This is a genomic window from Olivibacter sp. LS-1, from assembly GCF_008245145.1.
Taxonomy (GTDB): Bacteria; Bacteroidota; Bacteroidia; order Sphingobacteriales; family Sphingobacteriaceae; genus Olivibacter; species Olivibacter oleidegradans.
Window position 1 is genome coordinate 2,486,612 of record NZ_CP041643.1, and the last position, 14,864, is coordinate 2,501,475.

The following is a 14,864-nucleotide window of genomic DNA, read 5'->3' on the forward strand; positions in this document are numbered from 1 at the left end:
CATGCCACTAAAAGGACTAAAATCGGTACTATCAGCCTTCAAGTTCTTTCAGCATAACGTTACGAGGGAAACTAAACGACTAGTGTTCGAAAACGCTGAGGATGTTGAATTTGAGGCTATTAAAAACTGCCCTGTTGACATGGGCGGTTTAAGGCAAAGTATATACAAGGAGATGACGAATGACGGATTTTCCTTCCGGATAATAGTAGACAAGGAATACGGGCCGTATATCGAATTTGGAACTAAAAGCAAGGTCAGTATACCGGCAGGCCTTGAAGAATACGCCAACCAATTTAGAGGGTCTAAAGGCGGCAACTTTGACGTGTTACTGGAAAACATAAAAGAGTGGGTAAAACGGCATGGCTTGCCTGATGAGGCAGCGCTCCCGATCGCAATGAATATTGCCAGGTTCGGTATAACAGCTAGGCCATTCCTGATACCTGCCTATAATAAAGTGGGTATTGACTTTGTCGGAGAACTTAAGAAAACATTGGGAGGATAATCATGGGATTCGTTGACATACAATATCTATTACGCGTGGCCTATATTAACAGGCTGAATGGAATCACCTACAACGGTATTATAGTCCCTATACGGGACATGTTTGCTCGTGATTCTGATACTTATCCTTACATTGTCATTGCTGACCAATCAGACGTGCCAATACCTGAGAACAGAAACAGCTTCATGCGCAGGATAACTACTACGATGGAGATAGTGACAGCCTTTCCTGTAGGAAGTACAGGAGGCAGATCACAGGGGGAGCAGATAGCGAATCAAATATATCCACTAATACTAAGCAAGGATAGTTCTAACTGGATAACACTAGGTAACGGTATCATTGTCGGAGATACAGAACTGCAAAGTAGCAATACGTTAACTGATGTATTGGAGTCTGGAGCAGGATATCGATATATATACCGTAAGATATTAACGTTCGCTCACGATATTTCGATGCGATAATTATTCGTTATAGAATATTTGGAATAAAAGATTTTAACTATTATTTTTACACTATTAATCACACGTCGGGAGGACGCTATTAATTATGGCTACAGAAATCAGAGGTCAGGATATAATCCTAGACTTACGCCCAAAAGGCTCAACAACTTGGCTTACACTGACTTGCCTAAGAGAATACACGTTGAACAAGACCACTGGAGAACTTACAACATCAAACAGATGTTCAGGCGTTCATGTGGTATCAAGACCTAACACAGTTTCATACACGGTTACATTCGAAGGAGATATGGACGTTGATCCTACTGCTGCTCAGGCTTCTTACCAACAACTTGCCGAGTGGGAGCTAGCGCAAGAGACGCTTGAATGGAGGGCTTACAATGCTGACCAGACTTATTACAGGTCAGGCGAAGGCTGGTTAAGCACGACCGAAGAAAGCGCGCCACAGGATGGATTTGCACCATTTTCAGGTACAATAAACGGATCTGGAATTTATTCAATCGTACCTCCGGTTATACCATAAAAATATGCTAGGGACAGTCAAGATAAACTATAACGGGGAGCAGCACACTCTCCGTTTCAACAATTATTCACGCTTCTATATGTCGGAAAAGTTCGGCACAGACGCAGGAAATGCAGCCGAAGCATTGGAGGGCATGGCTATTCCGCATATCATAAAAGCCATTATAGAATCGGGATTGGTAGGATGGGCTGAGCAGACTGGCACTGAGGTATCAATGTCGTCAGATCAGATTGCGGAGTACTTTGCCGATGCCGAGGACAGTGAAATTAAAACACTTTATGATGAGTGGGAAAAGTGGTTCCTAGCTAAAGTTGTTTCATCGCCTGAGAAAGAGCAAAAAAAAAAGAAGCGCTAAGTTGGGATGATGTTATAGGCGTTGCGACCGGAATACTTGGAATGTCTGAGCATGAGTTTTTCTCGATGACGTGGCGAGGCTTCATATTGAAGCACAACGCTCACAATGAGTTAAAGATAGCAGATATGAAATTTACTAGGTTGCAGACCTGGTACTTATGTAGGATGCAAGCCGATAAGAAAAAATCGTTTCCAGAACCTGAAAAATTCATGCCTATAGGAGATGACCAACCAAGGGTTAACATGACAAACGAAGAAAGAAGGGCAAAAATGGCAGAAATGCGTAAATATAAGTTGAAGTAATGGCTACACCTAAGTTAGAAGTTGAAATCGGGGCCAACATTAATAAGTTGGTAGAAGCTCTTAAAGAAGGGCAGGAACAAGTCAAGGGATTTGCAAGCAGCGTGGCTAAATCTACCAACAACATATCAGAAGAGCTTACATCAGCAGTTTTAAGGATAGATGCCAACGTAGCCAAAATAACCAATAGTCTTAATGAAGTTGTCGCCAGTTCCAAGCAGGTTGGGGTATCCGCCTCAAACGGAGTAAAACCGGTTGGAGACGAAGCGGAAAAGGCCGCTCCTAAGGTCAGGAGATTAAAGAACGAGACTGACAACTTAAACAAATCGCTAAGACAGACCGGAGTTAACGGATCTGGGGTAGCTGTAGAGTTTAACAGGATCATTCAGGATGCGCCTTACGGCCTCATGGGGATAGGTAACAACATTCAGCAACTGACTTCAAACTTTGCGCAATTAAAGCAACAGACAGGATCTACCAGCGCAGCACTTAAGGCCTCTTTTGCCTCGTTATTTTCAGGAGTAAATTTATTATCTCTTGGTGTGTCGGCTGTTACTTCAGGTTTCATATTATACCAGCTGTGGTCACAGAGAGCGACAAAAGCTACAAATGAACATACAAACGCAATCAAGGCAGCAAAGAAAGAGCTTGACGAATACATAGAATCATTAAGACTAACAGATCAATACAGGGTAAATGCCGTTGCTTCGGCAGGAGAAGAGATTGCAAAGCTAAAAGTTTTATACGCTGTTACTCAGGATCATAGCAAGTCTCTTACTGAGCGTAAAGCTGCTACAGACGCTTTGCAAACTCTTTATCCCTCATATTTCAAAAACCTTAGCGATGAGGCAATAATGGCCGGTAACGCGGCATCAGCTTACGAGAGACTTATTGGTCAGATACAGGCGACCGCAAGGGCAATGGCCGCTATAAAACTCTCCTCGAATGCAGCGGAAGAAATATTTAAAATAGATTTGAGACAAAGCAAGTTACAGAGCCAGCGTATTAAGCAACAAAAGGAGCTTAACAGACTACAGGCTGAAATGCAAGCTTCAGGGATTGATGTTCCTCTTGTTACTGATGAGCAGGCAAAAAATGTAGAAATGTTGCCAGGTTTTCTAAAAAACGCTAGCTCTGAAGCTGAAAAATTACAGGTTAGATATGTGGAAGCTCAGGCTGAACTGGCTAAAATAAATGACACACTGAGAAGTGATGGTCTACGAAGGATAAACCTTTTAGGGCAGCAATTGAAGCTTGAGCAGCTAGCAAAGGACGAAACAAAGAACAACGTACAGTGGACTGGCAAAATAGGAGAGGCTACAGACAAAAATACAAAGAAGGCTAAGGAATACAGGGATGTTATAGCAGAAGCTTTGGGAACCAGTGCCGATAGTGTTGACGCGTCTGGATTACTTGGAAACGATCAGGAAGTAGAGCGGGTAAGACAGAAATACGCAAAGCTGTATGCAGATATTGACAAGTATGTTGCAGATATGCAGAAAAGGGGCATAGATATAACACAGAAAGCAGAAAATGCAAAAACTATACTCATAGCAAGGGAGGGGCAAGAGCAGGCTAACATAGCAATATCTGAGCAAAAGAGAATAGCTGATTTTATCGCACAGATAGACGCCGAATCAGGTATAAGGTCTTCACAGTCTAGAGAAAAAGAGCTTGCTGAACTGAAGAAGTGGTATGACGAAAAAATAAATCTTGCGCAAGGTAACTCAGAAGTTATAGCACATATAGAGGAAGGTAGAAAAGCTCAGGAACAGGCAATAAACGATAAATACGAAAAGAAAAAGGCTGATATAACACTTCAGTACACCCGTAGGCTGTATGAAACTCAGTCTCAGATATTGACACGTCAACTCAATGAGCGCTACAAGAAGATGGCCGATCAGGCCAAGAAAGAGGTAAAGACGCAGGAAGAGGCTCTTGCAAGACAAAAACAGCTACAGGAACAATATTGGCAACAGCTAGATGCTATCCGAAAGATAGAGCAACTAGAGCAGCTTTCTATTTCTCTTGGAGACGCAGTAGGTAACGCATTTGAGACCATGCTTACCGACGGAACTAATGTTTTTCAGGCACTAGCCAATGAGTTCAAAAAGATGATAATACAGATGGTTGCGCAGACAGCGGCCATAAAAGTTACGAACTGGATAGGAGGCCTATTAGGCATCGGTAAAGTTCTGACAGGTGGCGGAGGCTTAGGATCACTTCTTGGAGGGCTTATAGGTGGTGGTAGTGTAATGTCAGCCTCAAAGGCGATACCTTCGGCCGCTCCAATGGCCGGATTAAGTAAACTTGCTTCGTCTAGTCAATCTATGAACGTCAATGTGACCGGTGAAATACGAAATAACGTAATATCTCTCTCAAATAAGAGAGGATTATCAAGTGTAAACAAAGGCGGAGAATAATGTATAACGAGAAATATTACCATCAATACTGCAACAGGTACGGAGCGATTTGCAGGGTATCTGTTCTTGAGAGGGACTATAATGGCCTACCTGAAGATAAGGACTGCCTCAGTGTTCCCATAACCATAAATTACGAGTCCGTATCGGATAATAAGTTTGATAGGTTTAAGTCATCATCTGCTGAGGTAAGGTTTGTTGGAGATCCAACTTGGTCTATGGACGAATTGTATACTTCAGATGGGAAAAAGTATAAGGTTGAACACAGGATAAATGGACTGTTAAAATGGGTTGGATGGGTGTTACCGAACGGATTCAGTCAGCAATGGTCGGGCGGTTTGTTCGAGATGGTAATAGAGGCTCATGACGGACTTCAAACTTTGGATCAATATAGATTTCTTACTCCTGACGGAGAGATATGGACCACCCCGATGAGGCACACTACTATATTGAGGCAGTGCCTTGATTTCATCGGTTTGGAATTGCCATTACACACCATGGTTAACCTCGAATATGAAGGACAGGTTCAAGACGAAGATCCTGTTTACTTTACCTGGACTCATCCAAGAACATACATGGACACTACCGTTGAGGACGAAGATACATTTAACCATGTCTATACCGAATACAAGAACAACGTAATGTCGTGCTATGATGTTGTTATGGACATTTGCAGGGTATGGGGAGCCAAGTTATATCAGAAAGACGGGGCATGGAAATTTAAGCGTGTTGCAGAAGATTACGGGACCTTGACTGGTAAATCGTGGAGGGTTTACAATACAAATGCAGGGCAATCTGATACAATACCATATACCCCTGAAATATCCTTTCCTTGTATATCTGATAGCAGCAAGATGGTGATGGATGGCGCCTTGATAAGGATGAATAATGCTTATAGATGGAAAAACGTTCAATATAAGTATCGATACAAAGTAAATGGCGACGATTTAACGCCACTGATCCCAAATGGTTATTTCCTGCCTTTAGGTGACGGTCCAGTTGCTGACCCAAGCACATACGTTCCAAATGGATGGGAAAAGAATGGCACTACAGGTCTACAGATAAATAAGGAGCCCGCGTTTGGCGGCGAACATCCACCGGGCGCTTTAGGAGCGACTATTAAAATGTCGGGTATCGTCAATGTTTCTGTTTTTGGGGGATTGTATTCTTCGGACCACATAAATCAAGTTCATATAAACAAGGGAGATAAAATATTTATATCGTGGTGGCAGAAGACGCCATTTTATACTGTTGGGAATGTCAATGTATACACCCGTAGCGTAGTAAGGATTGTTTTGAGGTCTTACAAGAACGATGATAACACCCAGTATACAGATTATACGTTAGTAAACACTGGCTATCAGAAAGACAAGAATTATCTGGAATCCAGATGGGAAGAGGCGGTGCCAAATCAGACCAGACATAATTTTGTTGGTGTATCTAGAACATACCCGGGAGACAACAACGGGTGGGCAAAGGTGTTAGTTGATATTCCCGAAGCTCCAGATGACGGGTATTTGATATTCAACATCAAGGGAGCTGCATTGAGAGGTGAGGAAGTAGGCAGGCCGGGCATGAACGATACAGGTGTTACGTTCAATGTGTATGATTCAGTAGTAAATGACGGAGTCTTAAACTGGCAGAGCATGGAAGTATATGCTATATCCAATGACTTCTATATAGCCGATGTATACACGGGTAATCAAGTGGACTATGGAAACAAAAATATTCCAAAGGGAATGGTATATACCCATACAGAAGATGTAATAACAATTGAGCGACCTGAGCCATTAAATATACTTACTGCTGACATAAACAACCCTGACCTGATAGGAACCATGACGTTCAATGGTAACGGCGGAGTCAAACCATTTATTGATAAGTGGAACGATATATACAACCCTTATTCCACATATGCGTCATTGGGTATGATAGCCAGTAGAGATATAATGAGACAATACAGAAATATATGGAGGGTGGTAGAGGGAGATTTGATATCGGATGGATTGGACATAGATTCGTGCATTACATTCGAAGATAGGCCTACTGAAAGGTATATAGTCCAAAGGGGGTACTTTAATGATAAGGATTGCAGCCTTACAGGCGCCACTATAATGCAGGTATACGATAGTAATGACAGTCAATTATCTGGTACTGAAACAATACAGGAAAACTATGGTAACATGGATTTGGAGAACCGATTTATAAATTAAAATATGGGAAAAGACAAACAGTTTGTGGGAGTATATCCGGTTATAACCACTGAACCGCTTAACATCACGGCAATGAACATCATGTTGTCTCAGGTTGGAGTACGGGAAGAAGGTAACAATAACGGACAGGCGGTAAGGCAGTATCTTAAGTCGATTGGTCTTGGTGGTGGTTATGCTTGGTGCATGGCACTCGTATATTGGGCGTTTGGACAAGCGTCCGAAGATCTGGGAGTTGAAAATCCTTTGGTAAAAACGGGTGGAGTGCTCAGGCAATGGAACGAAGTAAATCCGAAGTTTAAGCACTCTACACCAAAAGTTGGGGATATCTTCATCATGGATTTCGGTAAAGGAACAGGACATACAGGAATGGTGACAGGCGTTAAAGGCGCATCGATCAACACTGTAGAAGGAAACACGAACACTGACGGCTCCCGAAATGGAGATGGGGTCTACGAAAGGACCAGATTACTAACATCAATCAAAGGATATATTAGAATAGAATAAAATGCCTGTACCTAAACTACCGATATCGTTTCCAAGCTTCGTTAAGTATCCGCTTCAAGCAGTTACATACTTGTTGCTCGCCTACTTCGTGTACAAAGAATTCACGCAGAAGGACGAATGCAAAGAGCTGCGGGAGATGAACAAGATACTGCAAAAAAGAGTCGAGTACCTTGAAAAGCAGGTGTCGGACCAATTTAAGCAAATGGATGATTTTAAGAACGCACTATTGGTCAAGCAAGGGGTAATTGACCGAGTGCAGACCAAATTGGATTCTATAAAAACTACACCATGAAAAACATATTGATTTTTGTACTGATAGCGATCATTGCCTGCATGGCATGGATACAGCTAAGGAACGGCGATCGGAAGCCTGATGTGTCTAACAGTAAATCTCCGGTTGATCTTGAAGCTCAGGAGCTGAGTCGTAAAGTTGACAGTGCAGGGCTTGAGCACGTGATCTATAAAGAAGCTGAACCAATAACGAAACTTATCGAGGTTAAGGTTGAAGACAAAGCTAAAGTTGATAGCCTTATGAAAGTCGTAGGCATTAAGGAAAGTCAATTAAAAAGCGTAACCAACGCTTATGGTCAGGTTGTCGCTGAAAACATACAGTTACGAAAAAGACCTACAGACACCGCTTATATAATGTCGGATAAGTGGTTAACATTATCGTTCACTCCTAAAAACGATACGCTGGCGATATCAAACTTCAGCTATAACTTTGACTTTCAGTCCGTCAGTTATGATCCTCGTAAATGGTACGAGAAAATATATAACTGGAATGACGTAACCTATACGAATATATGGTCAACCGATAAACGTGCGAAGATAAGAGGATACGAAAAGCTAACCATCGCAGAGAAAGAACCTGACTTGGGATACTCGATAAAAGCCAGTGCGATGTATTTGCCAAATATAGACGAAACGGGGTTCGGAGGCAAGATAAACATAAGGTTCAAACGAATAAACGCGAGCGGATCTTACCTTTATTCTCCTAATATGAACCAGTGGTATCCAGCCTTCGGAATAGACATAGATTTGATAGGAAAACACTAACTGTGTAACCATTATGTAACCAAAACACACAAGTCGTCCGTAAACTATTGATTATCAATATCAAGACCCCTGATTGTGGTTCAGGAGGTCGTGGGTTCGAGCCCCATATTCCACCCTTCACAGGGCAAAAGATTTCAAAAAATCTTTTGCCCATTTTTTTTTGCTTTCCACACACTGATTTTATTTCTTTGAAGTCCCTACCGTCGATATCTCCCATTAGGAGTAATTCTCTCGCTCTCACCAATTTGTTGCTTTCTTCAGTCAGTTCTTTGGCTAAAACCGTTTTTCGTTCCTTGTTTTCTGCGGTATCAGTGGCGTAAGTATCCAAAATTACCATCCTGAACAATTCGGTTATCTTGTGATTCGGAACCAGCAGTTTCAGTTCAAATCTCAGCATTTTGGCATCAATGTGGACCTGATGCAACCTTTCACCTTTGCTGTTCGTCATATACTCACAAACTATTACTAATAGATTAAAAACATTATAACTTGAACCTATGCTTGTCACTACGTCCCTAAGCCCAACGCCTGAAAGAAGCTATTGGATTGACTACCTTCGGTCAACACTTACGTTACTGGTAGTAGCACACCATTCCGCCATAGCCTACGCTACATTCGGGTGGTTTAGTAGGGAAAGGTACATTGAGTCCACAAGCCCCATTGTTGATCTGCATAACAATATCGGCTTAGATATTTTCATAAATTTCAATGATATCTTCTTTATGTCACTGATGTTCCTCATTGGTGGTTTATTCCTGCCCGGGAGTCTGAAAAGAAAAAGCAGGGGTAAATTCATCAGCGATAGAACGCTCCGGCTTTTTTTGCCGTTTATATCCTTCGGCACATTGCTGATGTTGATTGCCTATTTCCCTTCCTGTTATCTAGCCACCGGTGACACAGATCCCGCTAAATATATCAAAGATTTCTTTACCCATCAGGGTTGGCCGGCTGGTCCGACGTGGTTTATCTGGATGCTCTTTGCGTTTAACATTATTTTCCTATTTGTCTTCCCATGGTTCAAACGATGCAGGTTTCTTTCCGGTGAATATTTAGAAAGGATGGGCGGCAAACCCTTTTTGGTTTTTCTGATCCTCTTAGGTATTTCCTGGCTACTCTACGTTCCGATAGCATATTCTGTCGGTGCAGGTACTTGGAAGGGGTTGGGTCCGTTCGACTTTCAGTACTGCAGACCGTTGCTATACCTAGGATATTTCCTGATGGGAGTCGCACTGGGTTCGGGTAATTTTGAAAGGACCATATTGGCAAAAGACTCGATATTGGTAAAAAGGTGGCGGCTTTGGACCATAGCCTGCGTAGTTTCATTTGTTGTATTAACGCTCGTATCACCCTGCCTGACATCATTGGTCCGCAACGGATCTATTCGGGAATTGCCCGCCTGGATGATCTATTTTACGCTGTATCTCTGCTCCTGCACCGCCAGTATTCTGGCATTTGTGACCGTATTTCGCCGTTTTGCAACAAAGCATAACAGTGCCATGTCTTTCCTGTCCAAATACGCGTTCCTGGTCTATCTTACCCATTATGTTTTCGTAAACTGGATCCAGTTCCTACTATTGGAAATTGAGCTGAATGTATGGATCAAGTTTATATTGGTGTTTATGGGCTCGGTGTGTTGCAGTGTGGGAGCAAGCTATTTACTGAAAAGAGTCCCCCTTATTGCGAGATACTGGTAAAATACATTACGCGTTTCGATTGGGCCTATCCGTGAATCTCTTGATAGTTTTCCGTTAAGCTCGTTTTTTAAGTGTTGATTAATTTTATTTGTATTAATTCTAAATAGTATTACTTTTGTGCGGATCAATCCGCTTAATACAAAATTATGGGCTTCAGGAAAACTTAACTTGCTGCATGCTATAAAGAGAACCCGGCAGTCTATCGCCAAATTTTCCGCCGGGTTGAATTAATCAACAATTGTCTTATTAATTAACTTAACAAATGTATGGAAACGGGATCAACCTGCCTCAAAAATCTACAAAAATTTTGTGCCGCTCTATTTTTACCGTTAACGGCAGCCGTTTTATTTTTAAGTCCTTTTGGTGTAATACCCGCCCTGGGGCAGACATCCGATAACGACTATCCGTCGAAGCAGCCGATGGGCACCATAAAAGGGACCGTTGTAACCAGAGACGGACTGCCCGCAATAGCGGTAACCATCAGTGTTAGTGGTGGACACAGCACCAGATCGGATCGTGACGGGAATTTTACCATGGAAGGGGTGAAGGCGGGAAGACAAACGGTTATTGCCACTTTTGTGGGCCTTCGACCGAAGCAGCAGGAAGTTCTGGTTCCGATCGACGGCACCGTGGAGCTGCAGATAATTTTATCGGAGGACGCGCAGACCTTGCAGGAAGTTATCGTTACCGGCGCGGGCGAAGAAAAAATATTGGACAAAAGTACCGATTACGTGGCGCGGATGCCACTAAGCAACCTGGAAAACCCACAGGTGTACAGCGTGGTATCAAAAGAACTGATGAAAGAACAGGTTGCGGTGGATATCGGAGAGGTTGTGCGCAACGCGCCGGGCAGCGTGCCGCAGGTGTATGCTTCGGGCGGCTTCGGCATGATGATCCGTGGTTTCAGTACCGGAGTGAATGCCCGAAACGGCATGGAGACCGTGAGTGGGCGTTCGTCGCTCGATATCGCTAATATAGAGCGTATAGAGGTATTGAAGGGACCCTCGGGAACGTTGTTCGGTTCGGCTGTCTCGTCTTTCGGTGGTGTGGTGAACCTGGTCACCAAAAAACCTTTTGAAACTGCACATACCGAGGTTTCATATACAACCGGAAGTTATAATCTGAATCGCCTGACGGTAGATGTGAACAGACCGTTGACGGATGATAAATCAGTGCTATTCCGTTTAAACACGGCCGTTAACAGACAGAAAAGCTTCCTGAATTATGGGTTTAACAATACATTTCTGATCGCGCCAAGCTTATCATTCCGGGTGAATGAACGCCTGACTTTTCTGCTGGACGCAGAATACTTTCATACCAACAATACACGGATGGTATACAATCGTTTTGATCGGGCTTCGGGTATTACAAGTGCGGAACAGATTCCATTGGCTTATAACCGTGTACTGTTTAAAGATGACGGGGATGCAAAAACGACAGTTACAAAGTTTTTCACGGAAGCGAAATATAAAATTTCGAAAAACTGGACTTCTTCTACCCTGTTCTCATTTGTGGGTGAAGAGGTGGATCACAGTTATCAATTTTATCAGACCTGGACAGCTCCCGACAGTGTAATACGTTCGGTGTTGGTATATGGTCCCATTTACAATAATTACTTAAATGTGCAGGAAAACGTCAATGGCCAATTTTATACAGGATTCCTAAAACATAATTTATTGATAGGCGTGAACTACCGCTATACCAAAGGTGGGTTTAATAACGCAAACACAGGTAACATAGACACAGTAGGTGTTTACGGTCCGGTTACGGACGTAAGCAAAAGAATGGTGGATGCACGGCTTGTTGAAACCATTTTCCCGCAGGCAAGTCAACAGACCATAAGCGCTTATGCTACCGATGTAATAAATTTCACAGATCGTTTCTCGGCTATGTTAAGTTTGCGCGTGGACCGTTTCGAGCGAAAAGAGATTGCTACGACACCGGGGTATAAGCAAACCGCGCTAGCTCCTAAATTGGGCTTGATTTATCAGGTGTGGAAAGATCGCCTTTCGGCCTTTGCGAATTACATGAGCGGTTTTCAGAATCTGGCTCCATCCAATCAACCGGACGGAACACTATTAGTTCTTGATCCCGTTAACGCCAATCAGTCGGAAGCAGGGGTGAAGCTGGAAACAGCGGCGAAAAAGGTGAGCTTAACTTTGAGCTATTATCGTATTGTGATTGATAATGCGACGAGGATAAATACAGATGGTTTTACCGTTCAGGATGGAAAGCAGGTGAGCAAAGGGGCGGAATTTGAGCTTCTCGCGAACCCAGTGCCCGGAATGCACCTGCTGGCGGGTTATGTATATAATGATAACCGTATTGTCCGTGCTTCCGACCCGACGATCGAAGGGAATAAAGCGATCAATGCACCGGAGAATGTGGCGAATTTATGGGTTTCGTATACCTTTCAGCACGCATTGAAAGGCCTTGGGTTGGGCTTTGGCGGTAACTATGTGGATAAGAGCTTCGGCTTTGCCGATAATGTGTTTTCCGTACCCTCTTATACGGTATTGAATGCAACGGCCTTTTATGACCAGCCGAAATGGCGATTGGGCTTTAAGTTGAATAACATCGGTAACGAGCGTTACTGGGATGCTTGGACAGCTCCACAGGCCCCCCGGAATTTCGCTGTAAACTTAACGCTTCGTTTCTGATGGGTCCAAAGAAAGCCAAATCACTTTTCAGGCGAATAAACGAGTGGCTGCATTTATGGTTGGGCTTGGCCTCGGGCCTAGTGGTCTTTATCGTTTGTCTAACGGCAGCAGTCTGGGTATTCCGTGATGAAATCACCGGTTTCACGGAAACAGAAGGCCGGGTGGCGGTACGTACAGGGGGGGCTTTCCTGGCCCCTTCTATCTTGCGGGAACAGGCAGACCGCTATCTTCTTTCAAATCGGGATTCCGCACTCAGCCTTTTATCGGTTGTTTATGAGAAGCCGGGAAAAGCCGCGGTATTGACCTATGGCAATCTGACAGATAAGGTTTATAAAAACATCTTTCTGGATCCTTATAATGCAAAGGTATTGCATGATGATGGAGGCGAGATGAGCGGAACCCAGAAATTCATGATCTTTCTACGGGCGGGACACCGTTTTCTATGGCTCAATCCGAAGATAGGGAGTCCGATCGTAGGTGCCTCATGCATTATCTTCGGTATCACATTGATTACCGGACTGATTTGGTGGTACCCGAATAAATGGAATAAATCCACGCGGGCGAAAAGCTTTAAAATCAAGTGGAACGCAAAATGGAAACGGCTCAATATAGATCTGCACAACGTGCTGGGCTTTTATGCTTTTTTAGTGGCTCTCATTCTTACCATTACGGGGATTTACTACACCTTCGACTGGTTTGAACGAGGCTATCATTGGCTTTTGACGGGAGGAAAACCCCGATTGGAAAGATTTCAACCTGGACATTCGCTACCGAGAAAGGATTTAAAACCCATGGCGCACGCAGACGACAGCCTGTGGCAGCGATATGTGAATAAGGGATACGAGCGGGTAACGATCTTGTATCCGAAGAATGCGCAGGATACCTATACTGTCTTTAAACAGCTGCGAGCCGGGGTGTGGTATAACGGCGGACGATACAGCTATGACCAGTATACCTTGGCCAAGGTCAAACAAACTCCCGACTTTGAGCGGCTTTCTCCCGGTGAAAAGATTTATCAAATGAATTTTGAACTGCATGTAGGCAATATCGGCGGCCTGATCACCAAAATAATGGCCTCGCTTGCTTCCCTGATCGGGGCTTCATTACCCGTTACAGGTTTTATCATCTGGTATAACCGCAAGTGGGGAAGGAAGAGCAAACGCGTGATAGGCAAGCCTGTGTAATCTTTCCCTCGATATGATTGAATTGGTCTGAATGGTGCAACTTTTGTATATTTCTTGCCGGTACTACTTATATTTGGGGATCGGAACGAGTTTAAAAATGACAAAAAAGCACGATATAGATACCTATTCCAAGCTTGAACTTGGTGCCACCTTCTTTCTTCAGGAGTCTTTTCGTTATATCCATACGGCCTTATCGTATCAATTGGCTTCGATCCTATTTGCAGAAAAACTGGAGAAGATCGAACCATCCAAAGCCGACAGGGAAATAGTGGAGGCGATGGATCTGCCCGATAATGCTGTTGGAATTTTACAGTCCACTATTCCTGACGCATTGACCGATGAGACTTTACGGTCAATGTCGATTGCCTGGAAACTATCTCAGATCGAAGCCAGTACACATAGCTACAAATTCGGGCTGAACCATCGGATCGATTCGATAGAAATACTGGGACATTTGAACAATTTCGGATTCTTTATTGAAACGTTGATTAACAGACATCTTCTGTTCTTAAGGCATACCGACGTGATAGATGAATTCAGTTATTCAAGGATATCCATAGCGAAAGTGATGGAACGCACTATTTATGTTTTCAAAGACGATCTGAATAATGGAAAAATTCATGTAAATGAAATAGTCAATTTATTTAGTTTAAGAAACAAAACGGTTCATTTTACGCCTAATAACGCAAGGATTCTTAAACCAAAGATTTCGGAATTAATCCAAATCTGAAACCAGAGTGTTAAGCTGGTGACCAGATTAGAAGATTGTGAAAAGTTCAACGAAGAGAAATTCTCTCTTAGACTATCTGATCATATCAAAAAAGTAAAGGAAAGGTGGAATTAAGGTCAACTAAAAACGATGCCTTTGAAAAGTGAAGCCCTTCAAAGTTACGTTACACCGATATGGGGACCTTTGCAAGGTCATCAATTTCAATCAATTCTTCAATAACTTGGTTCGAAATCAGTCCATTCATTGACCCGAATTAAAAAGCCTTA

14 protein-coding genes are annotated in these 14,864 nt (G+C 43.1%); all 14 read left to right on the forward strand.

The window, feature by feature from the left end; genetic code table 11:
- Position 1: 1 nt before the first annotated feature.
- Entirely contained in the window at positions 2-502 is a 501-nt protein-coding gene (locus tag FKG96_RS10070) for an HK97 gp10 family phage protein (protein WP_149105454.1), read from the forward strand.
- A gap of 2 nt (positions 503-504) precedes the next feature.
- Positions 505-963, forward strand: a complete 459-nt coding sequence (locus tag FKG96_RS10075) for a hypothetical protein (protein ID WP_149105455.1) — start codon at positions 505-507, stop codon at positions 961-963.
- Between the two features lie 85 nt (positions 964-1,048).
- Positions 1,049-1,483 carry a phage tail tube protein gene (locus tag FKG96_RS10080; RefSeq protein WP_246860265.1) on the forward strand — a complete coding sequence of 145 codons (435 nt, stop codon included), beginning with the start codon at positions 1,049-1,051 and terminating at the stop codon, positions 1,481-1,483.
- Between the two features lie 4 nt (positions 1,484-1,487).
- Positions 1,488-1,838, forward strand: a complete 351-nt coding sequence (locus FKG96_RS10085) for a hypothetical protein (RefSeq protein WP_149105457.1) — start codon at positions 1,488-1,490, stop codon at positions 1,836-1,838.
- 125 nt (positions 1,839-1,963) lie between these two features.
- Positions 1,964-2,140, forward strand: coding sequence for a hypothetical protein (locus tag FKG96_RS26740; protein ID WP_168204553.1), 177 nt, complete (start codon positions 1,964-1,966; stop codon positions 2,138-2,140).
- Positions 2,140-4,560: a hypothetical protein gene (locus FKG96_RS10090; protein ID WP_149105458.1), complete on the forward strand. Its 2,421-nt coding sequence runs from the start codon at positions 2,140-2,142 to the stop codon at positions 4,558-4,560. The genes FKG96_RS26740 and FKG96_RS10090 overlap by 1 nt, the downstream gene beginning before the upstream one ends.
- Positions 4,560-6,770 carry a hypothetical protein gene (locus tag FKG96_RS10095; protein WP_149105459.1) on the forward strand — a complete coding sequence of 737 codons (2,211 nt, stop codon included), beginning with the start codon at positions 4,560-4,562 and terminating at the stop codon, positions 6,768-6,770. Before FKG96_RS10090 ends, FKG96_RS10095 begins: the two co-directional genes overlap by 1 nt.
- Positions 6,771-6,773: 3 nt before the next feature.
- Positions 6,774-7,274 carry a CHAP domain-containing protein gene (locus tag FKG96_RS10100; protein ID WP_210421304.1) on the forward strand — a complete coding sequence of 167 codons (501 nt, stop codon included), beginning with the start codon at positions 6,774-6,776 and terminating at the stop codon, positions 7,272-7,274.
- Position 7,275: 1 nt separating this feature from the next.
- Entirely contained in the window at positions 7,276-7,566 is a 291-nt protein-coding gene (locus FKG96_RS10105) for a hypothetical protein (protein WP_149105460.1), read from the forward strand.
- Positions 7,563-8,330, forward strand: a complete 768-nt coding sequence (locus FKG96_RS10110; RefSeq protein ID WP_149105461.1) for a hypothetical protein — start codon at positions 7,563-7,565, stop codon at positions 8,328-8,330. The genes FKG96_RS10105 and FKG96_RS10110 overlap by 4 nt, the downstream gene beginning before the upstream one ends.
- 497 nt (positions 8,331-8,827) lie before the next feature.
- Positions 8,828-10,024 carry an acyltransferase gene (locus FKG96_RS10115; RefSeq protein ID WP_149105462.1) on the forward strand — a complete coding sequence of 399 codons (1,197 nt, stop codon included), beginning with the start codon at positions 8,828-8,830 and terminating at the stop codon, positions 10,022-10,024.
- A gap of 266 nt (positions 10,025-10,290) precedes the next feature.
- Positions 10,291-12,684, forward strand: a complete 2,394-nt coding sequence (locus tag FKG96_RS10120) for a TonB-dependent receptor (RefSeq protein ID WP_149105463.1) — start codon at positions 10,291-10,293, stop codon at positions 12,682-12,684.
- The gene (locus FKG96_RS10125; RefSeq protein ID WP_130857062.1) at positions 12,684-13,868 is read left to right on the forward strand and encodes a PepSY domain-containing protein; all 1,185 of its coding nucleotides are present in this window, start codon (positions 12,684-12,686) and stop codon (positions 13,866-13,868) included. The genes FKG96_RS10120 and FKG96_RS10125 overlap by 1 nt, the downstream gene beginning before the upstream one ends.
- A 97-nt stretch (positions 13,869-13,965) precedes the next feature.
- Positions 13,966-14,598, forward strand: coding sequence for a hypothetical protein (locus FKG96_RS10130; RefSeq protein ID WP_130857064.1), 633 nt, complete (start codon positions 13,966-13,968; stop codon positions 14,596-14,598).
- Positions 14,599-14,864: the final 266 nt, after the last annotated feature.

What these genes read in the sequence shown, in the direction of transcription:
- FKG96_RS26740 (WP_168204553.1), top strand. Translation starts at nt 1,964, where the DNA reads ATGAAATTTACTAGGTTGCAGACCTGGTACTTATGTAGGATGCAAGCC.
- FKG96_RS10120 (WP_149105463.1), top strand. Translation starts at nt 10,291, where the DNA reads ATGGAAACGGGATCAACCTGCCTCAAAAATCTACAAAAATTTTGTGCC.
- FKG96_RS10075 (WP_149105455.1), top strand. Translation starts at nt 505, where the DNA reads ATGGGATTCGTTGACATACAATATCTATTACGCGTGGCCTATATTAAC.
- FKG96_RS10095 (WP_149105459.1), top strand. Translation starts at nt 4,560, where the DNA reads ATGTATAACGAGAAATATTACCATCAATACTGCAACAGGTACGGAGCG.
- FKG96_RS10070 (WP_149105454.1), top strand. Translation starts at nt 2, where the DNA reads ATGCCACTAAAAGGACTAAAATCGGTACTATCAGCCTTCAAGTTCTTT.
- FKG96_RS10085 (WP_149105457.1), top strand. Translation starts at nt 1,488, where the DNA reads ATGCTAGGGACAGTCAAGATAAACTATAACGGGGAGCAGCACACTCTC.
- FKG96_RS10105 (WP_149105460.1), top strand. Translation starts at nt 7,276, where the DNA reads ATGCCTGTACCTAAACTACCGATATCGTTTCCAAGCTTCGTTAAGTAT.
- FKG96_RS10110 (WP_149105461.1), top strand. Translation starts at nt 7,563, where the DNA reads ATGAAAAACATATTGATTTTTGTACTGATAGCGATCATTGCCTGCATG.
- FKG96_RS10080 (WP_246860265.1), top strand. Translation starts at nt 1,049, where the DNA reads ATGGCTACAGAAATCAGAGGTCAGGATATAATCCTAGACTTACGCCCA.
- FKG96_RS10125 (WP_130857062.1), top strand. Translation starts at nt 12,684, where the DNA reads ATGGGTCCAAAGAAAGCCAAATCACTTTTCAGGCGAATAAACGAGTGG.
- FKG96_RS10115 (WP_149105462.1), top strand. Translation starts at nt 8,828, where the DNA reads ATGCTTGTCACTACGTCCCTAAGCCCAACGCCTGAAAGAAGCTATTGG.
- FKG96_RS10090 (WP_149105458.1), top strand. Translation starts at nt 2,140, where the DNA reads ATGGCTACACCTAAGTTAGAAGTTGAAATCGGGGCCAACATTAATAAG.
- FKG96_RS10100 (WP_210421304.1), top strand. Translation starts at nt 6,774, where the DNA reads ATGGGAAAAGACAAACAGTTTGTGGGAGTATATCCGGTTATAACCACT.
- FKG96_RS10130 (WP_130857064.1), top strand. Translation starts at nt 13,966, where the DNA reads ATGACAAAAAAGCACGATATAGATACCTATTCCAAGCTTGAACTTGGT.